27 protein-coding genes are annotated in these 25,109 nt (G+C 62.7%); 26 read left to right on the forward strand and 1 reads right to left on the reverse strand.

Going from position 1 to position 25,109, the window contains the following annotated elements:
• Positions 1–11: 11 nt before the first annotated feature.
• The gene (locus tag B0W55_RS08100; RefSeq protein ID WP_077045490.1) at positions 12–1,223 is read right to left on the reverse strand and encodes a CmpA/NrtA family ABC transporter substrate-binding protein; all 1,212 of its coding nucleotides are present in this window, start codon (positions 1,221–1,223) and stop codon (positions 12–14) included.
• 225 nt (positions 1,224–1,448) lie between these two features.
• Between B0W55_RS08100 and B0W55_RS08105 the strand changes: the two genes are divergently transcribed.
• The 26 genes from B0W55_RS08105 (at position 1,449) to B0W55_RS08235 (ending at position 25,079) form a co-directional block, all read left to right on the forward strand.
• Positions 1,449–2,183, forward strand: a complete 735-nt coding sequence (locus tag B0W55_RS08105) for a helix-turn-helix domain-containing protein (protein ID WP_077045491.1) — start codon at positions 1,449–1,451, stop codon at positions 2,181–2,183.
• A 4-nt stretch (positions 2,184–2,187) separates the two neighbouring features.
• Positions 2,188–3,831 (forward strand): type III secretion system outer membrane ring subunit SctC, encoded by a 1,644-nt coding sequence (sctC, locus tag B0W55_RS08110; RefSeq protein WP_077045492.1) that lies wholly within the window; start codon positions 2,188–2,190, stop codon positions 3,829–3,831.
• Positions 3,828–4,934, forward strand: a complete 1,107-nt coding sequence (sctW, locus tag B0W55_RS08115) for a type III secretion system gatekeeper subunit SctW (protein ID WP_077045493.1) — start codon at positions 3,828–3,830, stop codon at positions 4,932–4,934. The genes sctC and sctW overlap by 4 nt, the downstream gene beginning before the upstream one ends.
• Positions 4,935–4,957: 23 nt before the next feature.
• Positions 4,958–7,009 (forward strand): EscV/YscV/HrcV family type III secretion system export apparatus protein, encoded by a 2,052-nt coding sequence (locus tag B0W55_RS08120; protein ID WP_077045533.1) that lies wholly within the window; start codon positions 4,958–4,960, stop codon positions 7,007–7,009.
• Positions 7,010–7,021: 12 nt separating this feature from the next.
• Positions 7,022–7,429, forward strand: a complete 408-nt coding sequence (locus B0W55_RS08125) for an Invasion protein B family (protein ID WP_077045494.1) — start codon at positions 7,022–7,024, stop codon at positions 7,427–7,429.
• Positions 7,430–7,497: 68 nt separating this feature from the next.
• Positions 7,498–8,727, forward strand: coding sequence for a type III secretion system ATPase SctN (gene sctN / locus B0W55_RS08130; protein ID WP_256576242.1), 1,230 nt, complete (start codon positions 7,498–7,500; stop codon positions 8,725–8,727).
• Positions 8,724–9,179 (forward strand): type III secretion protein, encoded by a 456-nt coding sequence (locus B0W55_RS08135; RefSeq protein WP_077045495.1) that lies wholly within the window; start codon positions 8,724–8,726, stop codon positions 9,177–9,179. The genes sctN and B0W55_RS08135 overlap by 4 nt, the downstream gene beginning before the upstream one ends.
• The gene (locus B0W55_RS08140; protein ID WP_077045496.1) at positions 9,176–10,012 is read left to right on the forward strand and encodes a hypothetical protein; all 837 of its coding nucleotides are present in this window, start codon (positions 9,176–9,178) and stop codon (positions 10,010–10,012) included. The genes B0W55_RS08135 and B0W55_RS08140 overlap by 4 nt, the downstream gene beginning before the upstream one ends.
• Positions 10,009–10,911: a FliM/FliN family flagellar motor switch protein gene (locus B0W55_RS08145; RefSeq protein ID WP_077045497.1), complete on the forward strand. Its 903-nt coding sequence runs from the start codon at positions 10,009–10,011 to the stop codon at positions 10,909–10,911. The genes B0W55_RS08140 and B0W55_RS08145 overlap by 4 nt, the downstream gene beginning before the upstream one ends.
• Positions 10,904–11,548: an EscR/YscR/HrcR family type III secretion system export apparatus protein gene (locus B0W55_RS08150; RefSeq protein ID WP_077045498.1), complete on the forward strand. Its 645-nt coding sequence runs from the start codon at positions 10,904–10,906 to the stop codon at positions 11,546–11,548. The genes B0W55_RS08145 and B0W55_RS08150 overlap by 8 nt, the downstream gene beginning before the upstream one ends.
• A 9-nt stretch (positions 11,549–11,557) precedes the next feature.
• Positions 11,558–11,812, forward strand: a complete 255-nt coding sequence (locus B0W55_RS08155; protein WP_007993424.1) for an EscS/YscS/HrcS family type III secretion system export apparatus protein — start codon at positions 11,558–11,560, stop codon at positions 11,810–11,812.
• Between the two features lie 4 nt (positions 11,813–11,816).
• Complete coding sequence (gene sctT / locus B0W55_RS08160; protein ID WP_077045499.1) at positions 11,817–12,617, forward strand: type III secretion system export apparatus subunit SctT; 801 nt, start codon at positions 11,817–11,819, stop codon at positions 12,615–12,617.
• Positions 12,592–13,626, forward strand: coding sequence for an EscU/YscU/HrcU family type III secretion system export apparatus switch protein (locus B0W55_RS08165; RefSeq protein ID WP_077045500.1), 1,035 nt, complete (start codon positions 12,592–12,594; stop codon positions 13,624–13,626). The genes sctT and B0W55_RS08165 overlap by 26 nt, the downstream gene beginning before the upstream one ends.
• Before the next feature lie 490 nt (positions 13,627–14,116).
• Complete coding sequence (gene sicA, locus B0W55_RS08175) at positions 14,117–14,599, forward strand: type III secretion system translocator chaperone SicA (protein ID WP_077045502.1); 483 nt, start codon at positions 14,117–14,119, stop codon at positions 14,597–14,599.
• A gap of 2 nt (positions 14,600–14,601) precedes the next feature.
• Positions 14,602–16,371 carry a type III secretion system translocon subunit SctE gene (sctE, locus tag B0W55_RS08180; RefSeq protein ID WP_077045503.1) on the forward strand — a complete coding sequence of 590 codons (1,770 nt, stop codon included), beginning with the start codon at positions 14,602–14,604 and terminating at the stop codon, positions 16,369–16,371.
• Between the two features lie 24 nt (positions 16,372–16,395).
• A complete protein-coding gene (locus B0W55_RS08185; RefSeq protein ID WP_077045504.1) occupies positions 16,396–17,451 on the forward strand; it encodes a cell invasion protein in 1,056 nt (351 codons plus the stop codon).
• A gap of 13 nt (positions 17,452–17,464) precedes the next feature.
• Complete coding sequence (locus tag B0W55_RS08190; protein WP_077045505.1) at positions 17,465–18,550, forward strand: IpaD/SipD/SspD family type III secretion system needle tip protein; 1,086 nt, start codon at positions 17,465–17,467, stop codon at positions 18,548–18,550.
• Positions 18,551–18,629: 79 nt separating this feature from the next.
• On the forward strand, positions 18,630–18,887 hold the full coding sequence (locus tag B0W55_RS08195; protein WP_077045506.1) for an acyl carrier protein: 258 nt from the start codon (positions 18,630–18,632) through the stop codon (positions 18,885–18,887).
• 191 nt (positions 18,888–19,078) lie between these two features.
• Positions 19,079–20,704 (forward strand): winged helix-turn-helix domain-containing protein, encoded by a 1,626-nt coding sequence (locus B0W55_RS08200; protein ID WP_077045507.1) that lies wholly within the window; start codon positions 19,079–19,081, stop codon positions 20,702–20,704.
• Positions 20,701–21,144 carry a transglycosylase SLT domain-containing protein gene (locus tag B0W55_RS08205; protein ID WP_077045508.1) on the forward strand — a complete coding sequence of 148 codons (444 nt, stop codon included), beginning with the start codon at positions 20,701–20,703 and terminating at the stop codon, positions 21,142–21,144. Before B0W55_RS08200 ends, B0W55_RS08205 begins: the two co-directional genes overlap by 4 nt.
• Before the next feature lie 229 nt (positions 21,145–21,373).
• The gene (locus B0W55_RS08210; RefSeq protein ID WP_077045509.1) at positions 21,374–22,546 is read left to right on the forward strand and encodes a PrgH/EprH family type III secretion apparatus protein; all 1,173 of its coding nucleotides are present in this window, start codon (positions 21,374–21,376) and stop codon (positions 22,544–22,546) included.
• A 10-nt stretch (positions 22,547–22,556) separates the two neighbouring features.
• Positions 22,557–22,817: a type III secretion system needle filament subunit SctF gene (gene sctF / locus B0W55_RS08215; protein WP_077045510.1), complete on the forward strand. Its 261-nt coding sequence runs from the start codon at positions 22,557–22,559 to the stop codon at positions 22,815–22,817.
• Between the two features lie 26 nt (positions 22,818–22,843).
• Positions 22,844–23,146 carry a type III secretion system inner rod subunit SctI gene (gene sctI, locus B0W55_RS08220; RefSeq protein WP_077045511.1) on the forward strand — a complete coding sequence of 101 codons (303 nt, stop codon included), beginning with the start codon at positions 22,844–22,846 and terminating at the stop codon, positions 23,144–23,146.
• The gene (locus B0W55_RS08225) at positions 23,143–23,871 is read left to right on the forward strand and encodes an EscJ/YscJ/HrcJ family type III secretion inner membrane ring protein (protein WP_077045512.1); all 729 of its coding nucleotides are present in this window, start codon (positions 23,143–23,145) and stop codon (positions 23,869–23,871) included. Before sctI ends, B0W55_RS08225 begins: the two co-directional genes overlap by 4 nt.
• The gene (locus B0W55_RS08230; protein ID WP_077045535.1) at positions 23,858–24,424 is read left to right on the forward strand and encodes a secretion system protein; all 567 of its coding nucleotides are present in this window, start codon (positions 23,858–23,860) and stop codon (positions 24,422–24,424) included. Before B0W55_RS08225 ends, B0W55_RS08230 begins: the two co-directional genes overlap by 14 nt.
• Positions 24,396–25,079 (forward strand): oxygen-regulated invasion protein OrgB, encoded by a 684-nt coding sequence (locus B0W55_RS08235; RefSeq protein ID WP_077045513.1) that lies wholly within the window; start codon positions 24,396–24,398, stop codon positions 25,077–25,079. Before B0W55_RS08230 ends, B0W55_RS08235 begins: the two co-directional genes overlap by 29 nt.
• The last annotated feature ends 30 nt before the right edge of the window (positions 25,080–25,109 follow it).

Here is a 25,109-nt window from a genome sequence, read left to right on the forward strand (position 1 = left end):
GTGGCCTCCCGTCAGCGGCTGGCGAAGCGTTGGGCGCTGTCGCTCATGGCGTGCAGCTTGAAACTGCGGGCGTAACCGGCCGGGTCCGAGCCGTCCCAGACCTTGCCGTCGATCAGCTGACTGCTGCGCATTTCCTTGCCCAGGCACGCCACCCCGACAGCGCTGGCCGCTTCACGGTACAGGTCCAGCTGCTGCACCTGACGCGCCACGGCGAGGTAATCCGGGTCGTCACGCAAAAGGCCCCAGCGGCGGAACTGGGTCATGAACCACATGCCATCGGACAGGTACGGCAGATTCACTTCGCCATCGCCATGCAGGCGCAAGGCGTGCGGGTCCTGCCAGCGGTTGCCCAATCCATCGGCGTAGTCGCCCAGCAGGCGTGGCTCGATGCAGTCCAGCGGCGCGTCCAGATACTGCGGCGCGCTGAGCAACTGAGCGGTGCTGCGGCGGTTCTCGGTGCTTTGTTCGATGAAGCGACTGGCTTCGAGGATCGCCATCACCAGCACCCGGGCGGTATTGGGGTATTGCTCGACGAACGCACGGGTGCAGCCGAGGACTTTTTCCGGGTGATCGGGCCAGATGGCCTGGGTGGTGGCCAGGGTGAACCCCAGATCCTGTTGCACCGCGCTGGCGCACCATGGCTCGCCGACGCAGATGCCATCGATGCGCCCCGCCTGCAGGTGCGCAACCATTTGCGGCGGTGGCACTACCACGCTGTCGACATCCAGCAACGGATGAATGCCCTGGCTGGCGAGCCAGTAATACAGCCACATGGCGTGGGTGCCGGTGGGGAAGGTCTGGGCGAAGGTCAGTTTTGAGCGAGTTTGGTGCACGTGGCGGTACAGTGCTTCAGGACCGGTCACGCCCAGCCCCTGCAGCTCACGGGACAGGTTGATGCTCTGGCCGTTCTGGTTCAGGCCCATGAGCACCGCCATGTCGGTGGGGGCCACGCCGCCGATGCCCAGGTGCACCGCGTAGATCAGGCCGTACAGGCTGTGGGCGGCATCCAGTTCTCCGCTGACCAGGTTGTCCCGCAGATTGGCCCACGACGCCTGGCGCTTGAGGTTCAGGGTCAGGCCATAGGGCTGGGCGAAGCCCTGGGTGGCCGCGACCACCACCGAGGCGCAGTCGCTCAGGGCCATGAAGCCGAGATTGATTTCCGACTTTTCCGGGGCATCGCTGCCATTGACCCAGGCCAGAGGGCCGGCTGACGGTTCGTTCATCGCGTTTCACCTTGCAAAAAAAACGTCGTCCCAGGCACTCGCACATGCAAGGCCCGGTGACGACGCCATTGTCCTTGCGCGCATCCCGCCATTGGCATGCGTGCTGATGAATGAATGGGTGCAAGGCATATGCCAGCCCCGGTTTCATCAGCTTTGCATCAGGATTGAACACGCCCGCTCCTGCATCCTGCCGACCTACACCGTCAGGCCGCGAAGGAGGTTGGCGTGCACATCGAATTCCCACACGCCACAGGTATCCCCGAGGCCCGTTCCAGCGAACGGGTGCTGCATCTGCGCGTCGAGCGAACGCCCCTATGCCTGTGCCGGGTTCAGTGTGCGCCGGCCTGCTGCCTGCCGGTCGGTTGGGAAGGGCTGATTGCGATGAACGGTGGATGGGACCTCAATGCCCGCGCACAGACCCGACCGATTGCCCAGGCACCGCTGGTGAAGCTGCAGGTGTTCATCGACCTGGGGTGCGGGGCGATCGACCGGCGCCCCGGCCTGAGCACCTGGGCGGCACTGCCGGTGACTTATCCACAGGTCCAGTCGGAACAGGCGCTCGAACGCTGGTACATCCAACAGGCCATGGCCGGCGGCGAAGTCTATGACGCTTTTGCCAGCGTGTTGCGCCAGAGCGAAAGCTACGGCCTGGTGCGCTTTCTGCTCGAGCAGGGCACCCACAGCGAAAAACTGAGCACCCTGGCGCAGCGCTATGGCGTTTCGGTGTCGCATTTTCGTCGGTTGTGCCGGCAAGCGCTGGGCACCGCAGCCAAGCCTGCCTTGCGCGGTTGGCGCACGGCCCAGGCGCTGTTGAACATGAGTCTGCAGGACGGCTCACTGACGGACGTGGCGCTGGAGTTCGGTTTTGCCTCCTCTTCGCATTTCTCCAAGGAAATCCGCGAGCTGGTGGGATTCACCCCCAGCAGCCTGGCCGACATTACCTACCTTCCGGGCAAATGAACCGATGACCCGCCGAATGCCTTCCCTGTCTGTCCTGCCGTTCTGGCTGGGTGCCGCACTGATGATCGCGCCCCTTGTCACCCAGGCCGATGTCTACCGTTTCGAGGCCCGTGAGCAGAGCGCTCGGACCTTTTTCAGCGAGCTGTCCGGCCCCCTGGGCAAACCGGTGATCGTCAGCAAGGCCGCTGCGGCCAAGCGCATTTCCGGCACGTTTGACCTGCGTGCGCCGCAACGCACCTTCGAGCGTGTCAGCGGACAAATGGGCCTGATCTGGTACAGCGACGGCCAGGCGATCTATCTGTATGACGGCGCGGAAATCAAAAGCTCGATGGTCTCGCTGCACACCCTGACCGTGGCCCGCCTGCAAGGTTTCCTTGAGCGTTCCGGGCTGTATGACAGCCGCTATCCGCTGCGCCACGATGGCCTGCGCACCTTCCATGTCTCGGGCCCGCCCATGTATGTCGACCTGGTGATGCAGGCTGCCGGGATGATGGATAACCAGCGTTCGGAACTGTTGCTGGGCAAGCAGCAGATCGGCGTGATCCAGGTGCGCAACACCTTTGTCAGCGACCGCCAGTACGAACTGCGCGACGACAAGGTGACCATCCCGGGGTTGGCCACGGTGATCGAAGCACTCTTGCGCGGGGAAAAACGCGAAGTCGAGCCGTCTGTGGCCCAACCGCAGAAATCCCAGGGATTGATGCCGGCATTCCCCCTCGAAGGCCTGGTCAGCACCCCCTCGGATACGGACCCGGCCGCCCCCCGGATCATTGCCCGGGAGCTGGCCGCCGGAAATATCCGGGTGGTGGCTTACCCCGACACCAACAGCCTGCTGGTCAAGGGCCTGCCGGAGCAGGTGCGCTTCATCGAGAACCTGGTGAGTGCCCTCGACACGCCCAAGCGCCACGTCGAGTTGTCGCTGTGGATCATCGACCTGCACAAGGACGAGCTCAATCAACTGGGCATCAACTGGCAGGGCACGGTGAATTCTGGCGGCAAATTCTCCGCCTCGCTCAACGCCGGTTCCGCGACCACCCTCGATGGCGCCTCGTTCGTCACCCAGGTGATGGCGCTGGAGCGCAGCAACCGGGCGAACGTGGTCTCGCGGCCGGTCATCCTCACCCAGGAAAATGTGCCGGCGATCTTCGATAACAACCGCACCTTTTATGCGCCGCTGGTGGGCGAGCGCAGCGTCGACCTGCAGCACGTGACCTACGGCACGCTGGTCAACGTACTGCCGCGTTTCGCCCAGGGCGACGAGGTGGAAATGTCGCTCAATATCGAGGACGGCAACGAAGTCGAACGCCCTGATCAGGACCAACAACCGGGCACCTTGCCGACGGTGGGGCGTACCCGCATCAGCACCGTGGCCCGGGTGCCTCAGGGTAAGAGCCTGCTGGTGGGCGGGTTCACCCGTGACGACCACAGCGAGCAAATCGGCCGCATTCCAGTGCTGGGTTCGATCCCGTGGGTCGGGCGCCTGTTCAGCTATCGGCAGAGCCGCTCGGCCAACACGGTGCGGGTGTTTTTGATCCAGCCCAAGGAAATTCGCGATGCCATGCCATCCGCCGAACCGGCCGCGCGCTTGCTCACGCCGCAACAACACGAACGCGTACGCCGCAGCTATTTCCGGAACCCGCAGCCATGATCCTGCCGGCGATCTCCACCGGTGGCCGCTCGGCCCAGGCGCGCTTCAATGCCGAGAAAGCGGCGGAGCATCCGCAGCCCCAGGCGGAGGTCGATCTCGATCTGGATGACAGCGGCACCGCCGCCGCAGCCCAGCGCGTCGTGCAGATCAGCGACGAAATGTCGGCGGCCCTGGCGCAGTTGCGCGGGCGGCGGCAATTCGAGCTCAAGGCCGACACTCAATGGGACAACTTCGAAAGGGTGCTGGACGACGACACCCTGCCCAAGGCGCGGCAGATCCTCAGCCTCGCCCGGCTGGCGGACAAACCCGTCACCTGGCTGCTGGAGAGGGCGCGGGACCTGTTCCCCGATGCCAGCGACCTGGCCCTGTTGCTGCGCGAACTGCTGCGCCGCAAAAAGCTCGAAGCCCATACCCGCCAGCGCCTCGGAACGCTGTTGCAGGCGGTGGTCGCCCAAGCGTCCCCCAAACGCCTGAACGCCGGGATCAACGCCGCCCTCAAGGCGCGGATGTTCGGCGCGAGCATGGCGGTGCGCGCGGCGTTGTTGCGCCAGACCTACCGCGATTTTCTCGAGTCCGACCAAGGCCCGCTCGATGGCTATCAGGACTGGATTGCGCAGTACGGGGCCGGGCATCGCAAGACCGTGCTGGATTTCATCGAAGCGGCGCTGCTCACCGATATCAGTGCCCAGGACCCCAGTTGCTCCCACGCAGAATTTGGCGACCTGCTGGCCCGGCTCAATGGCCTCAAGCGCCTGCGTTCGGCTGACAACCTGTTCATCGGCCGTTTGCTCGGCGACCCACTCATCTGCCGGCACAACCCTCACGAGCCCGACTGGCTGGTGTTCCTGTTCGGCGTGCTGGCCTATCCCGATGACCTCGATCAGTTGCTGCTCGGCGCGTTGGGCGAGCACCTGCTGCTGAGCACTCATCGTGATCGCTCGGGCCTGTTGCAGACCTTGCGCCGGCTCACCCTGCAATTGCCCGTGCCGCTGTTCTGCGATGAACAAGCGCCACTGCGCCTGGCACAGCAGTTCACCCGGTTGGCGGACGTTGCCTACGCCCACGAATGCATCGAACGCCGACGCATCGGCGGTTACCCATGATGTCCAAGCGGAACGGGCCTGCCATGCTCAATGTGTTTCTGCGCAACGTCGGCGCTCGCCCGGAGCTGCTGATCCTGACGCTGATGGTGATGATCATCGCCATGCTGATCATCCCGCTGCCGACGATGCTGGTGGATTTCCTCATCGGCCTGAACATCGTGATTTCACTGCTGGTGTTCATGGGCTCGTTCTACATCGAACGCATCCTCAGTTTTTCCACCTTCCCGGCGCTGCTGCTGTTGACCACCCTGTTTCGCCTGGCGCTGTCGATCAGCACCAGCCGCTTGATCCTCAGCCAGGCGGACGCGGGGGAGATCATTGCCTCGTTCGGCGAGTTCGTGATCGGCGAGAGCCTGGTGGTGGGGTTCGTGATTTTTTCCATCGTCACCATCGTGCAGTTCATCGTGATCACCAAGGGCTCGGAGCGGGTCGCCGAAGTCGCCGCGCGCTTCTCCCTGGACGGCATGCCGGGCAAGCAGATGAGCATTGACGGTGATCTGAAGGCCGGCGCGCTGACCGCCGAGGAAGCCAAGGAAAAACGCAGCGTGCTGGAGCGTGAAAGCCAGCTGTACGGCTCGTTCGACGGCGCGATGAAATTCATCAAGGGCGATGCCATCGCCGGCATCATCATTATTTTCGTCAACTTCATCGGCGGCATGGCCATCGGCGTCGGGCAACTGGGCATGGACATGTCCACCGCGCTGTCGACCTACACCCTGTTGACCATCGGCGATGGCCTGGTGGCGCAGATTCCGGCGTTGCTGATCGCCATCGGCGCGGGCTTCATCGTCACCCGGGTCAACGGTGATGACGCCAACCTGGGGCGCAACATGCTCGCGCAGATGTTGGGTCACCCGTTCGTATTGGGCGTGACAGCGTTGCTGGCGGTGGGTGTTGGTCTGTTGCCGGGGTTCCCGCTGCTGACCTTCCTGCCCATCGCCACGGCATTGGCGCTGCTGGTGTTCGTCCGCCAGCGCAAGACGTCCAGGGCCGATGCTCAGGCTGACAGCCGCCCGGCGTCTGCCCAGGGCGACGCCCTGCAAAGCGGCTCGGGCCTGCTCGATGACATCGACAACGTCGCCACCGAAACCATCCCGCTGATGCTGCTGGTGCCCGCCGCACGCCTGGATGAACTGACCCGGGCGCGCTGGGCGGCACGTTTTCGCAGTCAGTTTTTCGTCGACTACGGGCTGCGCATTCCCGAACCGCAGTTGCGCGCCAGCGAGGCGCTGCCGGCCCATCAAGTGGCGGTGCTGATCAACGAAGTGCGTGCCGAGCAATTCGACATCCATTTCGATCACTGGCGCCTGCTCGACTACTCGCCCGAGCTGGAAGCCATGGGGTTTGCCCTGGTGCGCGGCAGCGACAGCCATCGTCTGGGCGGGGTCTGGGTCAACGCGGCAGACCGCGAGCGCGTGCAGCAGTTGGGCTACCACCTGCGCCCGGCCGACGAGGAATGTTATCGCTGCCTGGTCACCTTGCTGGCGCGCAATATCCAGGAATTTTTCGGGGTCCAGGAAACCAAGCAACTGCTCGACGAAATGGAAGCCCGTTGCCCCGATCTGCTCAAGGAGGTCTATCGCCACATCACCGTGCAGAAGATCGCCGAGGTGCTGCAGCGGCTGATCGGCGAGCGCATTTCGGTGCGCAACATGAAGCTCATCCTGGAGTCGCTGGCCCATTGGGCGTCCCGGGAAAAAGACGCGCTGGCGCTGGTCGAGCACGTGCGCGGTTCGCTGGCGCGCTACATCAGCAACAAATTCGCCCAGAGCAATGACCTGCGGGTGTTGCTGTTGTCGGCGGAGTTCGAGGAGGTGGTGCGCCGGGGCATCCGGCAAACCTCGGCCGGCAGTTTCATCAACCTCGAACCGGCCGAATCCGAAGAACTGATGGATCGCTTGAGCGTCGGCCTGGACAGCGTGCACATCGCCCACAAGGACATGGTGCTGCTGTGTTCGGTGGATGTGCGGCGCTACATCAAGAAGCTGATCGAGGGGCGCTTCCGCGAGCTGGACGTGATGTCGTTCGGCGAAGTCTGCGAGACCGTCTCGGTCAATGTGATCAAAACCCTGTAAGGAACCCTGTAAATGATGCCAATGGATCTCGCCGACCTGTTGCGCCAAGCCCTGCGTCACAGTGGCTGCGTCGACAGCCAGATCGGCCATTTCGACAGCCACAGCACCATCGAAATGCAGATGAAGGATTTGCCCAGCATCAATGTTGGTCACGTGGACGGGGAGGTGTGGGTGTGGGCTTCGATCACGCACATGATGCCTGCGTACCTGGGCCGCAGTGCCGCGGCGTTGTTGCAGATCCTGCTGCAGGGCTGCCCTTGGTCGCGCAGCGGGCAGTTGCACTTGTGCGAGGTGGAAGGCCAGCTTGAACTGCGCCTGATGTGCAACGACCACGCTCTAAGCGATGCCAGCCAATTCGCCCAGGCCATCGATCATTTCGTGGCGGTGGTCGAAGAGCTGTGCGGCATTCTGCGCCTGTGAATCCTGCGCCGTTGAATCATTGCCTCGAGCGCCTGGCCGCTCATCCGCAACGGCTGACTGGCCCCTTGATGGAGGCCGCGCTGGGCAACGTGGTGATCGGCGAAGTCTGTGAAGTGCGTCGGCATTGGCGTACCCCCGAGGTGACGGCCAGGGCCCAGGTCATCGGTTTCAAGCCTGGCGCCGTGCTGCTGAGCCTGCTCGGCGATGCCAAGGGGTTGTCCCGGGAATCGATGATCGTGCCCACGGGCTCGACCCTGCAATTGAGGTGCAGCGATGCGTTGCTCGGCAGCGTGGTCGATCCCCAGGGCCACATCGTCGAGCGCCTGGCTCCGTCGATGGCGCTGGCAGAACAGGATTATCCGGTGGATGCCGACCCGCCCTCGTACCAGCAGCGCCGCCCGGTGGACACGCCATTGCGCACCGGTATTCGCGTGATCGACGGCTTGCTGACCTGCGGTGTCGGTCAGCGTATCGGCCTCTTCGCCGCTGCCGGTTCCGGCAAAACCACGTTGATGGACATGCTGATCGCCCACACCGAGGCCGATGTCTTTGTCATCGGCCTGATCGGCGAGCGCGGCCGGGAAGTGACCGAGTTCATCGCTCATCTGCGCGAGTCGGACAAGCGCAGCCGTTGCGTGGTGGTGTACGCCACCTCGGATGTCTCTTCGGTGGACCGCTGCAACGCGGCGCTCCAGGCCACCGCCATCGCCGAGTACTTTCGTGATCAGGGCCGCAACGTGGTGCTGTTGCTGGACTCGTTGACCCGTTACGCAAGGGCTCGCCGCGATCTGGCGTTGGCGGCGGGCGAAGCGCCGGCGCGCCGGGGTTATCCGGCGTCGGTGTTCGATGCCTTGCCGCGCCTGCTGGAGCGGCCCGGTGTGACCGCTGCCGGCAGCATCACGGCCTTCTACACCGTGCTGCTGGAAAGCGACGACGAACCGGACCCGATCGCCGAGGAGATCCGTTCGATTCTTGACGGCCACGTCTATCTCAGCCGGGCCTTGGCGGCCAAGGGACACTACCCGGCCATCGATGTGCTGCGCAGCATCAGTCGCGTGGCGACCCAAGTGACGACGCCCCAGGTGCAGCAGCTGGCGGCGGCCACTCGGGAAACACTGGCGCGGCTTGAACAGCTGCAGATTTTTCTCGACATGGGCGAGTACAGCCCGGGCGCGGACGTGGCCAACGACCGAGCCCTGCAGCGCCGCGAAGCCCTCGACCTGTGGCTGCGCCAGCCGACCAGCGAGTGCACGGAGCCTGATCAGGCCTTGGCCCAATTGCAGGCACTGCTGGCATGAATCCATTGCCCGATCGTCGCCGTCTGTTGGCCCTCAGTCAGCTGCGCCGCCAGCGCAATGAACTGCAGATTGCGCGTACCCGGCAGCAGTTGCAGCCGCTGTTGCGCGAGGGCGTCGCGCTCGAAGCGCAAGAGGTCGAACTGCAGGCTCTGCTGATCAGCCACCGCGCCAGTGACTGCGTGCTGGATCACGGGCAATTGCTGGCGTTGCTGCGCAGGCAGGCCGTGATTCGGCGGCAGATAGACCTGCTGCGTGTCGAGCAGGATCGGGTCGCGCAGCAGTGCAGTGAAGTCGAGCAACGGTTGCAGGAACAACGCGAGCAACTGCGATTGGCCCAGTGCAGACAGGACACCTGCCAACGCTCTGTCCAGCAGCTGTTGCGTGGGCAACGGCGCGAACAGGTGCGTCGGGAAGAAAGAGAAAGCGAAGAGATCAATGGAGTTCGGCGATGAGCGATGTAGCTGTGGTTTCCCCGTTGCCGATTCAACCTGCGGACGGCGTCAGTGAAGACCCCGCCGGCGAGTTGCTGGACAGGCTGGTACCGGTGAGGGAGGACGAACTGCCGCAGGGTGTGCTGGAACTGCTGGCGCCGTTGATGATGCGCCATCGACCGCTGACGGACATGGATCGTGGACCGCTCTTGCAGACCATGCTCCCCGCGATAGTGGCGGTGGAGTACGACGAGGCGCAGCAATCGCCGGCTCCGGTGGCGGTACCTTGTCCAAACCCTCAGCCACCGTCGAGCAAGCCGGTGCAACCAGGGGCTTACGTTGCGGCCGCCCCGGTATTTGACGCAGCCTTTTTCAAGGTTGCTCAAGCGCCGCTGACCGACCGCCCGGTGGACATGCCCAATCCTTCGCTGGCCGAAACTGTCACCCCTGCCGATGCACTTGAGTTCGTGGGGCAACGATCGCCAGCCTTACCGATCGTCAGTCACCGGCCGTTCGTATCACCGGCTCCAACACCTGCTGTCCCGCAACCACCGCCCATGCCCGAGACGGTCATCGACGCCTTGCCGAACCCAGCGCCCGGCCTGTTGCAGGTTCCCTTCGACAACGGCATCGCCAGCGGCCAGGTGACCATCCGTCGCATGGCTGACGAACCTGCGCGCACTTTGCAGCTCAGCCCGAGCAATGCGTTGGTGTTCGAACAGCTCAAAGTGTCTCTTGAGCAGGTGCGCGAACCCGCCTGGCACCTGACCGACAGCGACGACCAGCAGCAGCGTCAGGGCTCGCGGCAGGCGCCGGGTGACGAGCAGGACGAAGAGGCCGGGCAGGGGGCATGAAGGGGTTGAATCTACGGCGGATCAATCCTCAGGCGCATGCCGGTGCTCAGGCGGTTCGACGTTGGCTGAGTGCCGGTGTGCAGGCGGGGTCAGGAGCGCCAGAACCCGCGCAATATTTACGTTTTCGCGCATCGGGCGAATGCGGCGATTGGTGGGGGCTGATCGACGCCCGGGGCTGGTTGCATCGATCGTTGCCGACGTTGCAGTCGTTACTGGCGGTCGAGTGTTCGCTGATCCACATCGTCGAGCTGTTCCGAGCGGTGCCACGGCCCCTGCCGATGGACGTGGACGACTTGCACTATCGGAACATTGGCGATGCCGAAGCGGTCCCGCGGGCACAACTGCCGACCCAGGCTTTGCCGTGGCTCGACAGCGCTTGCGGGCGCGTCTGGGTGACCCAATTGCCGCCAGCACCCGCCGCCGGCAGGCCCCTGGCAAGCGAATCCTGGCTGGACGACTTACCGCTGCACCTGGACCTGATGCTGGGCTGGAGTCACCTGCGCCAGGTCGTGCGCCTGAATGAAGGCGATGTGCTGCGGATCATCCATCGCTCGCAACGCGGTTGCGTGGGCAACCATTGCCTCGGCGACTTCACCTTCACTGAACTGGGAATACACATGCAATCGACCGTCGAAGATACCCACAGCGCGCCTGCACCCGAAGTCGACCTCGGCGCTGTGCCGGTGCGTCTGGAGTTCGTGCTCGCGACCCATGCCATCGACCTGGCGACGCTGACGCAGATCATCGACGGGCAACTGATTGCGCTGGCGGACGAGGCGGCGCGGCACATCGAGGTGCGCGCCAATGGCAAAGCCGTCGCCCGTGGCGAACTGGTGCAACTGGGCGAACAGTTGGCTGTGGAGTTGCTCGAGGTCTACAGGGCGGCGCGCGATGAATGACGTCTCGCTGATCGGTCTGCTGTCGTTCGCCTCCTTGCTGCCGTTTCTGGTGGCGGCGGGTACTTGCTACATCAAGTTTTCCATTGTCTTCGTCATCGTGCGCAACGCCTTGGGGCTGCAGCAGGTGCCGTCGAACATGGCGCTGAATGCGATCGCCCTGATGCTGGCGATTTTCGTGATGACCCCGGTGATGAAGCAGGGCTACGACTACTACAAGACTGAAGCGGTGGCCTTCACCGACATCGAATCGGTGGTGAATTTCGCCGAGAACGGTCTGGGCAGCTACAAAGACTATCTGCGCAAGTACACCGACCCGGAACTGGCGCTGTTCTTCGAGCGGGCCCAGGCCGTGCAAAGTGAAACCGAGGTTGATGAAACGCTGGAACCCTCGCTGTTTTCGCTGCTGCCGGCCTACGCCCTGAGTGAAATCAAAAGCGCCTTCAAGATCGGCTTCTACCTGTACCTGCCGTTCGTGATCGTCGACCTGGTGATCTCCAGCATCCTTTTGGCGCTGGGCATGATGATGATGAGTCCGGTGATCATTTCCGTACCGATCAAACTGGTGCTGTTCGTTGCGCTCGATGGCTGGGCGCTGTTGTCCACTGGCCTGGTCAGGCAATACCTGGACCTGGCCTAGGAGGCGACCGTGAACGACCTGGTGTATGCCGGCAACAAGACCCTGTACCTGATTCTGTTGATGGTGGCCTGGCCGATCATCGTCGCCACGGTGGTGGGCCTGGTGGTGGGGTTGATCCAGACCGTGACCCAGTTGCAGGAGCAGACGCTGCCGTTCGGTTTCAAGCTGCTGGCGGTGGCTGCGTGCCTGTTTCTGCTCTCGGGTTGGTACGGCGAGACCCTGCTGGATTTCAGCCGCGAAGTCATTCGCCTGGCGTTGGCTTAGGCTGATGGCGGTGACGTTGTTCTTCGATCTGTACGCGGTGTTCGCCGCAGCGATTCTCGGTGTGGCGCGGCTGACGCCGATCTTTTTCATGCTGCCGTTTCTCAACAGCGGGGTGCTCACCGGGGCGCCGCGCCAGGGGGTGATCGTGGTGGTGGCGCTGGGGTTCTGGGCTTATGTGGGCGTGCCGTTGCCGGCGCTCGATGGCGTGGCTTTTCTGGGATTGGTGTTGCGTGAGGCGGGCATCGGTGTCCTGCTTGGCTGCCTGTTGTGCTGGCCGTTCTGGGTACTGCACGCCATGGGCAACCTGATCGACAACCAGCGCGGTGCGATGCTCAGCAGCACCGTCGACCCGGCAAACGGTGTCGACACCTCGGAGCTGGCGAACTTCCTGCAACTGTTCGCCGCGGCGGTGTACCTCGAGGGCGGCGGCATGTTGTTGATGCTCGAAACCGTTGGCCACAGTTACAGAATCTGCACACCGGCAACAGGCTGTGAGGTGCAGTTGCAACCGATCCTTTTGCTGCTGGACGCACTGGTGAGCAAGACCCTGGTGATCAGCGCGCCGGTGGTTGCCACGTTGCTGATCAGCGAAGCGCTGCTGGGTTTGCTCTCGCGCTACGCGCCGCAGATGAATGCGTTCTCGGTGTCGCTGACGGTCAAGAGCCTGGTGGCGCTGGTGGTGTTGATGCTGTATTTCGGCGCGCACCTGCCGCCGCAGGTGTTGCGCATGGGGGTGAAATCCCAGGGGCTGGCGCAGTACCTGGAGCGGGAGGCGGGTGATGTCGTCCAGCGCCTCGAAGACTGAGAAACCCACACCCAAGCGTCTGCGCGATGCCGCGCGCAAAGGTCAGTCGTTCAAGGCCAAGGACCTGGTCATCACCTGCCTGACCCTGTGCGGCATCAGCTACATGGTGTTCAACAGTTCGCTGCTGGAAGTCATGGAAGTCTATCGGCGGATCATCGCCAGCGACTTCGATGCCGACTTGCAGAAGTACTCGGCGATGCTGGTGCTGGTGGGGCTCAAGGCGTTGCTGCCGTTGCTGCTGGTGTGTGTCCTGACCAGCGCCTTGCCGGCGTTGCTGCAAAGCGGCTTCGCCCTGGCCAGCGAAGCCTTGAAGCTGAATTTCGGCGCGCTCAATCCCATCAATGGCTTCAAGAAACTGTTCAGCCTGCGCACCGTCAAGGACACGCTCAAGGCGCTGTTGTACCTGGGCAGTTTTGCCATGGCACTGTGGATCGTCTGGGTCACCCAGCGGCAATTGCTGTTCGCTCAGTTGTTCGCCGAGGCCCCGGACCTGTTCGCCATCTGGGGGCATTTGCTGCTGGTCGTGGTGTTGGCATTCCTGGGCTGCGTGCTGTTGATCGTGGTGCTCGATGCGTTGAGCGAGTACTGGCTGTTCATCAAGGACCAGATGATGGACAAGGATGCGGTCAAGCGCGAACACAAGGAACAGGACGGCAACCCGGAGATCAAGAACCGCCGCCGCGACCTGCATCGCGAGTTGCTGTCCGAACAGGTCAAGTCCGATATCCGCAACTCGCGGATGATCATCGCCAACCCGACCCACATCGCCATCGGCGTGTACTTCCGCCCGGACATCATCGTGCTGCCGTTCATCTCGCTGATGGAAACCAACCAACGAGCCCTGGCGGTTCGTGCCTATGCCAGGGAAGTGGGCGTGCCGGTGATCAACGACATCGCCCTGGCCAGGCGCATCTACAAGACCCATCAGCGCTACAGCTTCCTGCAGGTGCAGGAAGTCGAGGAAGTCCTGCGCCTGCTGATCTGGCTGGAGCAGGTGGAAAACGCCTGAACCACGCCGCAACACCCCCTGTGGGGGCGGGCTCGGCGCCAACCCCTGTAGGAGCGAGCACGCTCGCGATGGTCGCCAACGAAAACGCGGGAAACCAGACACCCAACCGCGCCCTCGGGCTCATCGCGAGCAAGCCCATTCCCACAGCCTCGGCGCCAACCCCTGTAGGAGCGAGCACGCTCGCGATGGTCGTGAACGATAACGCGGGAAACCAGACACCCAACGGCGCTCTCAGGTTTTTCGCGAGCGAGCTCGCTCCTACAGGCTCGGCGCCAATCCCTGTAGGAGCGAGCTCGCTCGCGATGGTCGCCAACGATAACGCGGGAAACCTGACACCCAACGGCGCTCTCGGGTTTTTCGCGAGCGAGCTCGCTCCTACAAGGGGTGGTGTTGCTTCAGGGGGATGAGCGCAATTTGGCAGCGTGCCACCCGACGCTTTTGGCTCAATGCAGCCGTCAGCAGCGCTGACGTTTTTTCAGGAGTGTGGCTGATGAGTCGCAATGACGAACAAAGTGAACAGGTCGCCCTCGACGTCGTGGATGCGGTGCTTGCCGGTGCGCCGTTGAAGGATGTGCAGGGCATCAGCGATGAACAGATGAATCATCTGTACGCCTTCGCCTACCAGTTCTATGAGCAGGGTCGGTTGGACGATGCCGAGAAGTTCTTTCACTTCCTGTGCATCTACGACTTCTACAACAGCCAGTACTGGATGGGCCTGGCGGCCGTGCACCAGCTCAAACACAACCACCAGAAAGCGATCGACCTGTACGCGATCGCCTTCGCCCAAGGCAGGAGCGACTACCGCCCGATGTTCTACAGCGGCCAGTGTCAGCTCGCCCTGGGCAAGGTCGGCAAGGCCCGGTTGTGTTTCGAGTACGTGCTGGAGCACGCCACACAAGACGATCTGCGAGAGCAGGCACGGGTGTATCTCGACAGCCTGAGCCACATGGAACCGCAGTGTTCCGAGGAGTGAACATGAGTGAAATCAGAAGCGGCTTCACCCCGGCCGTCCCCGGGACAATGAGCCGGACCGAAGCCTTTGAAAAATACGGCAAGGCCGCCGCCCAGGCAGCCAGGACGGCGGATTACCGGAGGGCCGGTCAGCAGGCGCTGGCGGACCTGATGTCGGTCAATTACCAGGGCACTAACAATGCCCCTGCCGGGAGCGCGGGACGGCCGACACTGCAGCCGCCGCCACCGCGCGCCGACGGCAACAGACAGGAAACCGACGGCGACCTGTTCACGCTGTTGATGGCGCTGCTCAGCGAGCTGATCAGCGAGGTCGACGTCAACAAACTGAACAATCGCCTGGCGATGCTGCAAAGCATGGCCGGTGCCAAGCAACAGGGGCACGAAAAACTCTCCGCCGAATACGCCGCAGCCGTCGAGGCCCTCGAAGCAGCAGAGGGCGACATCGGCAGCAGCCAGGAATACCTCGACCAGTTGCAGGCGCGGGTCCTGCACGTCCAGGGATTGCTCGACGCCTGCGAAGCGCGCCTGGCTCAACTGGACCCGCAGTCCCCCGAATACGCCCGGGAACTGGCGCTGCGCGATCAGCTCAAGGGCGAACTGGCCGGCCATACGTCAGCCCTGCAAACAGCCACCGATGCGCACCTGACCCTGATCGAAACCGCCAACGCCTGCGCCAGGACCCTGGCCGCTGTGGTGGCGAAAGTGCGCGAGACCGGTGTCGGCGGCTCCGTCATCAAGGACAGCGATGAAAAGGCTTTGAGCAGCAGTGCGCTGGCATTGCTCAACCGCTTGAAGATCATCGAGATGCTGGGTGAAGCGGCGCAGAACAAGGAAGAACTCAGTCAGGCGCTGTTCCTGGAGTTGCAGGCCAAAATCCAGGAACACATGAAGGCGGAGTCGGAAAAGTACCTGGAGGAAGTGCGCAAGGCCGAGGCCCTGCAAAAGACCATGGGCTGCATCGGCGCCATCGTCGGGGCGATACTGACCATTGCGACTATCACCGCCGGCGTGCTGATCGCCAACCCGGTGCTGGTGGCAGTGGGTGTGATTGGCGCGGCGGTGATGATGACCGACGCCATGGTCAAGGAAGCGACAGGCGTGTCGTTCATGGCCCAGGCCATGAAACCGCTGACCACGGTGATGCAGGAAGCCATCAAGCTGTTCACCGAGCTCTACACCCGGCTGCTGATCGCAGCGGGTGTCGATGAGCAAACCGCCAAAGACATCGCGCAGATCGCCGGCATGATCCAGGGCGTTGCCTCGACCATGGCCGCCATCGCGCTGGTGGCGGTGGTCGGCGTGCAGGTGATCGGGCCGATGGTCAGCGCCGTGGCGTCGAAACTGGCCTCGGCGATTGCTCAGGCGGCACCGGTGGCGATGGAGGCCCTCAAACAAATGGGCTCGTCGTTCAGCCACATGTTCCACCTGATGCTCACGCAGTTGCGCGGCTTCGTCACCCGTGGCGCCGATGCCATGACCGTCGCCCGGTTCGCCAGCCATCTGGAGATTGCTCAGGCCGCCACCGCGTTCGGCGACGTGGTGGTGCGCGACAGCCTGCAGATCGCCAGCGCCAACCACCAGAAACAAGCGGCCGAACACTTGGCCGAGGTGCGCATGCGCATGGCGATCAGTGAGGAAATCACGTCCTACCTCACGCGGCTGGTGGAGGATTACGGCGCGTCAATGCAGGACCGAACCCGCCAGATCGAGCAGTTGTTTGCCGACCTGAAACGTAGCCAATCCGTCAGCCAGCACATCGCTCGCAACGTGTGATCCCGTGGATAGAAGGAATTCGGTATGACCGCCATCAACAGCACCGGCGTGCTCTCACGCGCTCTGCTCAATGAGCCGTTTGCAGTAGAAAAGAAACCCGAGACGCTCAAAAGCTTCGCGCTGCATGACGCAATCACCCACGCGCAAATCCTCAAGACCGTGGATGTGCGCGTCCCGACGGCGGCAGAGTTCGAGGCAGCGATCAATGCCTACCAGCCCAGCGAAGCCGACTGGCAGGATGTCACCGCCGCCATCACTGTGCTCAGCGATGATGTGCGCAGCGACCTGATATTCGACCCCGGTGCCTGGGAGAAACACGCCAACGTACTGGTGGCCGCGATCATTGCGCTGAACATCGCGCGGGTGGCCAATGCGCAACTGCGCGGCCATTTCAGCGTCATGGCCAGCGACGCGGCCAAGGCCCAGGGCGCCGCGATTGTCGAGACTGGCAAGGCCGCGCTGAACAGCGCGTTTGCGCAATTTGGGGCATCCGCCGTCACCGCCGGGTTCGCCATGTTCACCAACCTGAAGGGGCAAGCGATGAAGCATGCCGACATCAGCCTGCACAAACGCAACACCCTGGATGCCAGCACCATCGGCAGCGATCTGAAGCGAGATCGCCAGCGTGATGACTGGGACCCGCAGACCACCAGCAACATCCAGACCTTCGATGATTTCGGCCGCATCACGACTGTGGATTTCCAGCCCAAGGGCACCACGCTGACGCCGAAGGAACAGGCCTGGTTCGACGATGAAATCCTCAAGGCGCAGAAGATCGGCCAGACCTCGGAATGGCTGAGCCAGATGGGCAGCAAGGGCATCGAAAAGAAACTGGAACTGGGGCGTCAGCTTAGTGCCATTTCGGTGAGCTTCAGCCAGTTGGTGTCCAGCCTGGTTCGGCTGTCCGAGCACAAGGCGCGCGAGAACGAGGTACTGCAACAAAGTGCGCAGAACACCCAGAAGAGCCTCAGCGATGAAGTCGGGCAGAAAGACTCGTCCGATGCCGCGCTGCTGCAAAAACTGATGGACATGGTGATGCAGATTCTGCAATCGCGCATTGAAGTCATGGGGCGTGTATGAGTAGGGCAAACGCATGAGAATTCCGGATTTCACTCCGCCAGCGGGCAGAACCCCCGTCGACTTCACTCCCGTTGGCGATGCACCCTTGCCACCTGAAATGCCCGCAGCGGTTCAGGCCACGTTTTGTGTTGCGCAGGCGCTGGATCGCTCGTTAAAACGGCTGGATCGCCAGTTCGGCAACCTGCTCAAGTGCCAGCCCCCGGCTGAACAAACCGTCGAAAAGCTGCTGGCGGGAGGCACGGCGCAAAACCTGGTGGTCGAGTTTGTCGAGCAGGTGCAAACCAAACGCATACGCCAGCAGATGTGGGCACAGCAGCTGCGCCAGTGCGGTGCCGAATTGACTCACTGCCAGCAAGCCTTGCCCGTAGAGTCCTGTCGCTACCTCGATGCCAGGCAGGCGCATATTCTGCGGGACCTGCAAGCGATGCACCCGCCACCGGCGGAAATCGCCGAAGCGTTCGAGCAGACCGTCAATTCTTCAGATGATTTCTTCGACAAGCTGATCGAACTCATCGACCTGATCAAGAACGGCTACCTGGCCGGCTATGAACACATCATTGCCGCCTATTCGGACTTCTTCGCCGAGTTCAACGCAGAAATCACCGCGCAGCTCAAAGACTGGATAGAAGGGGTGAACGATGGCAAGGAGGTCAAGCTCAATGTCGGCGAACTGAGGGCGGCGCTGGACAAGTTGATACAGAAGTACTCCTTGCCCAACCCGGCCGCCGTGCTGTTTCCCAAACCCGGCGAAGGCGGCGCCAGCCGCGAAGAAGCCGAAAAATGGCTCAAGGCCCTGGGCTTGCCCGGCAGTTGCCTGAAACAGAATTTCGACGGCACCTACTGCGTCGTCATCGACATCGGCCCGCTCTTGATCATGCAACATGAATTGCCCCAAGGCGGCACCGTCACATGGGACACCGCCCGGTTTCAGGCGTGGCAAGCGGGCTTCAACGCCCAGGAAGAACAACTGAAAAACCGGCTGCAGTCCCTCACGCAGAAGTATTCGAATGCCAATGCGTATCACGACAACTTCAACAAAACGTTGTCTTCGCACCTGAGCCAGTACGCGGACATGTTGAAGGCGATGTTGAATTTTTGAGGTTGTCACTCACTGTTGACGGTCAGGCGTGCCGCTTGTTCTCGAGCAGGCGCACGTCGTTTTTTATGGGGTGGAATGAATGTCGGATGCGCTGACGGTGAAGCTTGAAACAGAGCGCAAGGTTATCCAGGTGTTGTCGGATTACTTGAAGGTCAGTCGTCGAACCATCGAATTGGATTGCCGGCTGGTGGAGGATTTTTACATCGACTCCATCGGGTTGGTTGAGGTGGTGATGGCATTGAATCAAGCATTCGGCGTTGAACTGCCTGAGGATGCCGTGGAACAGTGGAAGATCGTGATGGACATTTGCACTTCACTGGAGTGTGCGGTTGGTTGAACTGAAGCTTGAAGCTTGATGCTGACGCATGCACCTACAAATCGTGTCGCAATTTCCTACGCTTATTAGTCTGACACTCCTACGGAATCCCCCCACCCAACTTCCTATAGTCACGCCGCTTGTCATCTTGAGCCTGCCCCTGTGCAGGTTCGATTGCGCTTCAGTACCTTTCTATAGAGAAGTTTCAGAGTATGGACAGTGCAACTGATCAAAGGCCGGCCAGGTCATTCGTGTTTGGCCAGTGGCTATTGCAAGGCGATGGAACGCTGATGCGAGACGGACAAGGAGTTCACGTCCCCCCCAAAGAGTTGAACGTGTTGCGTCTTTTGCTGGGTTCGGCCGGCAGCGTCGTCAGCAAGGATCATTTGCTGGACCATGTCTGGCACCAAATCGATGCCGCCGAGGAGTCCTTGACCCGCTGCATTTATGCCCTGCGCAAGTTGCTCAGGGACGACAAGGATTTCATTGCCACGGTCTATGGCCAGGGTTATCGATTCACCGGTCCGGTGGCCGAACTCGATGCGTCGAGCGGGGCAAATACCACCGCGCCTTCGCTGGCGGTCCTGCCTTTTCGTCAACTGGACGAAGCGACGGCGCTGGATTTGCAGGATGTGATCATTCGCCAATTGGGCGTGGCGTTCGGCGAAACGTTGCGGGTGATTCCCTCGGGGTTGATCGATCACACGCGACCTGTCGATGCGTTGGTCGAGAGCCTGTCGGCGGACTATTGCCTGAGCGGGCGTTGCGTGCGCCAGGGTGATCAGCATCAGTGGTCGATCGAGTTGATCCGTGGGCGTGATCACGGGCTGTTGCACGGGCAGACCCTGGACGCCCGCGATCTTGGCGAAGCGCTTGGCGCATTGACCCGTCTGGTGGCGCACCGGGTGACCCACCTGCGACCGGCTGGTGACGCTTGCGCATCCTATCCGGCTGCGGTGGCCTATCTCAACGGTTTGTGCAGCCTGGCGCAGCACACGCCGCAAAGTCTGCGCGATGCCCATGTGCAGTTTCGCCAGAGCCTGAAATTCGATGCCGGCTATGCGCCGCCCTGGTGCGGTGTGGCGGATGCCTGGCTGGGGCAGGCGATGATCGGCCTGTGTTATCAAGGGCGCGCCATGGAGGAGGCGCACACCGCGATTTCCCAGGCCTTGACCCTTGATCCGGGTAATCTTGCGGCACTCACGCGCCTGGCCCTGCTCACCAGTTTTCGCGGTTGCGAGCAGGCGGCCCAGGTGCTGTTCCAGCGGTGTCTGTTGACGGCCGATCAGGCCGATGCCCACTACTTTCATGCCTGGCATCACTGGTTCTGGCGGCGCAACGAACAGGCGGCGCAGAGTATCGACAAATGTCTGCAGCATGATCCGGACAGCGTGCGGGCGCAGGTGCTGCGCGTGCGTATCGCGCTGGCCCAGGGCATCGAGCCGACCTTGCTGATGGCACGCCGGACCCTGCAGCAAGACGCCTCGGGCAATGCCTTGCTGCTGATTCTCAACGCCGTGGTGTTGGCGTATTTCGGTCATCCCACGCAAGCCTGGCACGAACTGCAACGGACCGGGTTGATGGACAGCGCCATGGGTGAACAGGGCCTGGCCGCCTGGAATGTGCTGTTCGGGGTCAACCCGTTGAACGCCCGCAAGCAATATGCCAACTGGCTGGGCCTGGCGCGCTCGGGGGATGTCGATGGTCTGATGGCAGAGCCAGCGGCGGCCGAGCTCTGGAGTTCGTTGCAGCGTGCTCCGGATGTTCGCGGTTCGTTGACGCTGGGCGATCATCACGCGGCGCAACCTGTGCGGCTGACAGAACGACGGTGGGCATGAGGTTGTGCTGGCTGATCCTGTTGGGGGGATTGAGCGCGAATCCGGCGCAGGCCTTTTGCTGGAGCAGGGCGGGGCAGCAATACGCAATCGAGCCCGCGTTGCTGCAGGCGATAGCCGATGTCGAGTCAGGCCAGTTGGCATCGGCCGTCAACCACAACAAGGATGGCTCACGGGATATCGGCCTGATGCAGATCAACAGCAGCCATCTGCCGCGATTGAGTGCCCAGGGCATAACCGAGCAGAGGCTGTTGGATGAGCCGTGCCTGTCGGTGGAAGTCGGTGCGTCGGTGCTGGCCGATTTTGTTGCGCGTTATGGCTACACCTGGACGGCGGTGGGGGCTTATAACGCCGGCAACTCGCCCGACCGACAAGCCGCGCGCCTGCGCTATGCGCGCAAAGTCTGGCAGCGCTATCAAGTGCTGACCCACAACCCCCTGTAGGAGCGAGCTCGCTCGCGATGGATTTCAGGACACCGCGGGCGTTCAGACAGCCCGCGTTAGCGTTGACGTCCATCGCGAGCGAGCTCGCTCCTACAGGGGAGCGGGTGCAGCCGCAGTAAACCACTCGATTCTGATCCCCCACACCCCACCCTCGGCAGAATTCGATCAGGAAGCTTGCCGCCGGCCTTCCTACCATGCCCGTTCATTTCAACGTTCCGGAGCATGAACGGTGACAGTCCCTACAGCCCCCGTCCCCCAGCCCTGCGTCCTGCGGATACTCAATGGCCCGCTGCAAGGCTGTGAGTTCCCCATCGGTCACACCACGACGCTGTTCGTGGTAGGCGCCGTGGAGCTGTTGGGGCAGGGCGCGCAGGCGACCAGCGTGCCGGCCGATGCCATCTTCGTGCCCATGGTCGAAGGTGGCTGCAATTTCGAAGTGCTGGGCGATCACATCACAGCGGACAGTCTGCCCATACGGCTGCTCAGCGAGCCGGCCGAAATACGCCACTGTACCTTTCACACCCGAATTCAACTCGCTGGCCTGCAGATCGCCTTGCGCCCGGCGGAACACACCTGGGCGCCCGAGCTCCTGCTGCAGCAACGCGCGCCTTCGACCGATGCCGATACACCCGAGCGGCGGCGCGGGCCGTTGATCCGTTGGATGGCCGGCAGTCTGGCCCTCGTGGCGCTGGTGGCGGCGATCGGGCTCTGGTCCGGATCGGGGCCTACCCCGGAGACCGATATCCGCGCACTGATCGCCGGCACCAGTGCCGAGGTCGAGGTCCTCAGTGGCCGTGATCAGACGGTGTATGTGTTTGCGTCTTCGGAACGCGATGCCGGCTGGAGTCGCCAGGTGCTGGTACGCAATAACACACCCTCGGCCAAAGTAGTGCTGATGGATCAGGAGCGGCGCCGCCTGGAGCAATGGCTGGTCGAGCATGACCCGCAACTGGCCTGGCACGCTCTGGACCTCAAGGACCCGTCGCAGCCGCGCCTGTTGCTCAGCACACAACGCAATCTGCTCACCCCCGCGCAACAGAACAGGCTGATCGATGCGCTGCTGACGGCCGCGCCCTATGCGCGGGATATCTCGGTGCAATTGCAGGACGACCATCTGCTCGCCGACCTCGCCGAGGAAGGCTTGAAGCGTCTGTCCCTGGACTTCGAGCGGGCCGGGCACGGCGACAGTGTCACCTTCGCGGTGACCGGCAACTTGCAGGACGCCGAGCTCGCCGCCGCGCGCCATTACGTCGACGCCTTCTACCGACAGTGGGGCGATCGCTATGTGCATTTCACCGTCGAACTCAAGGACGACGCGCTCAAGGACAAGTCATTTCAGACCGGCCCCCAGGGCTACATCAAGCTGACGGCGTCGTCCTGGCATTTTCCAACTCAACGATAAAAGGTGACTCATGGCTGAAATTGGTATCCCCATCGACTTTCACGATGACTTTCTCGGGCGTCAGGCCGAGGCGTTCGAAAAGGGCGCCGAAAAGCTCAAGGACGCGCTGGACGATGCGCTGGACAAACTCAAGCTCGACGCCTCGGACCCCGGGCTGCTGGCCGCTTACCAAACGGCGTTTTCCTCCTACACCGTGTTCCGCAATGCCCAGACCAATACGATCAAGGGCTTCAAGGACATCGACATGGCGATCATCCAGGCCGCTCGCTGAGGGGGTCATTTTCATGAGTGCATTGCATGCCTGTTCCAATCATTTCTGATATCCGTCAGACAGCCTTCGCCGACATGCGCGTTGCGCAGCAAGGTCCGGTTGTCTCCCTGGAATCGCGCCTGATCGAGGCGTTCGCCGGTGCTGCCGTCGACAGCGAGCGCGACGTTGTCGCGATCAATCAACTGATGCAGCGCCCGGACATCACCAACCCCGAAGTGCTGAGCCAATTGCAGGAGCTGACCGGGCAATACAACGTCGATATCAACCTGCTCAACGTGCTGGTGCGCAAGGCGGTGGGCACGGCAGAAACCCTGTTGCGTGCGTCATGAGGCCAAGGGTGTTGCTGTTGCTGGCGTGCCTGGCGCTGGCGGGGTGTCGCCAGCCCAATCTGCTGGAAGGGCTGGACCAGCAGCAGGCCAATGAAGTGCTGTCGGTGCTGCAGCGCAACAACATCGCAGCGGTGAAGGTCGACGCCGGTAAAACCGGTTACACGGTGAAGATCGATCCGGTGGATTTTTCCGCCGCGGTGGATTTGCTCAATCTGTATTCGTTGCCTTCACGACCGCGCCTGCAGGTGGCCGAGATGTTTCCCACCGATTCGCTGGTGGCCTCGCCGCGGGCGGAAAAGGCCCGGTTGTATTCGGCGCTGGAGCAACGCATGGAGCAGTCGCTGAGCGTGCTTGAAGGCGTGGTCTCGGCGCGGGTGCATGTCAGTTACGACCTGGACGCCGGCGAAGGCGGGCGCAAGGCGGCACCGATTCATCTGTCGGCGGTGGCGATCCATGAGCGTGACATCGAACCGCAATTGCTGATCACCGACATCAAGCGGTTTCTCAAGAACAGCTTTGCCGGTGTCGAGTACGACAACATCTCGGTGGTGCTGTCGCGGCGCTCGCCGACCCAGCATGTCGCGCCGTCGGTGGCCGTTACCCGCCAACCTGCGCCAGGGACATGGCTGCTGTCCCTGGCGACTCTGGTGTTGGTGTTGGTGGCCGGTGGCGGTGGCTGGGCTTATTGGCGGTCACGGGCAGGGCGGGACGATGGCGCGCGTTGAAGGTTTGCAGGCGATTCTCGCCGAACCGCTGAGCTATCTGCATCCGCAGCGCCTGTCTGTGCCGGCGGGGTTCGACGGCCCTGAGGCCCGGCGTTTGCTCAACCGGATAGTGCTTGAAGGCCTGCAGCTGCAAGGCCCCTGGCCGTCGGTGCAGTTGAGCCCAATGGCCAACCAATGGGTTGGCCATTGGCGACGGTTGCCCCATATCGCCGAGCTGATGGGCGCGTATCGGGTGATGCCGGAACTGGCGCGAGGCGGGGCGCTACGGGGTTTGCCGATGTCGTTGCGGCGGTTCGCCAGTTACAGCCTCGGCACCCGTAGCCGTCTGCCGATCGACAGTCCGCAGGTGTCCATGGAACAGGTCCAGGCCGCCGGCCTCAACGCGTTATGCAGCTGGCACGGGCAAGTTCCGGCGATGTTGCTCAAGCGCCTGACCTTGCAGTTCTGCCCGTCGGTGGTTCGCTTGCACGAGCAATGGCCGGTTGCGGAGCCCGATCCAGCCCTTTTTCATTTGGCGGTGCAGCATGCTCGACTCTATCCGAACCCTGACTGACCTCCCGGACTCGGGCGATGTGCATCTGTCCCGCGCCGACCTCGCCGCCGCACGCCAGCGCCGTGCCTTGCAGCGACAGGCCCAGCGTTGGGCCAGCGATTGCGTCGAACAGGCGCAACGCGACGCGGCGGCGATTCATGCCCAGGCCTTTGGGGAGGGCTATGCCGAAGGCATCTTGCGCGCGGCCGAGCAACTGGCCGACGGCTTGCTGAAATCCCAGGCGCTGGGGCTGCAACTGCGCAAGGACCTTGTCCAGGCTGCCGGCGATCTGCTCGCCCAGGCCCTGAGCCGTCCCGAATGGCTGGAGGACATGCTCGAGCGCTGGCTGACCGGGCAACACCGCGATGCCGGCGCGGTGCTGCACCTGTTGTTGCCGTTGCATTGCCGCTCGCGAAGTCATGAACTGCGTGAGCGCCTGCACAGGTCATGGCCCGGCGAACTGCTTTTCGACTTCCAACCCCAGGAACGCTACGTATTACGGCTCGGCGACCAACTGCTCGAGTTCGACTTGCAAGCGACTCGACAACGACTGGAGTCGCGGCTGCTGGCGAGCGTCGCCAACCTGCCGGAGTCGATTCGCACACTGGATCAGGTTTCGCTACAGGCACTGACCGACTGGTGTGCGAGCTTCGTCGAGGGCCGTGATGAAAATTGAATCGGCGATGGGTTCAGTTGCGTTTGAAGG

The sequence above is a fragment of the Pseudomonas sp. KK4 genome, assembly GCF_001984065.1.
Taxonomy (GTDB): domain Bacteria; phylum Pseudomonadota; class Gammaproteobacteria; order Pseudomonadales; family Pseudomonadaceae; genus Aquipseudomonas.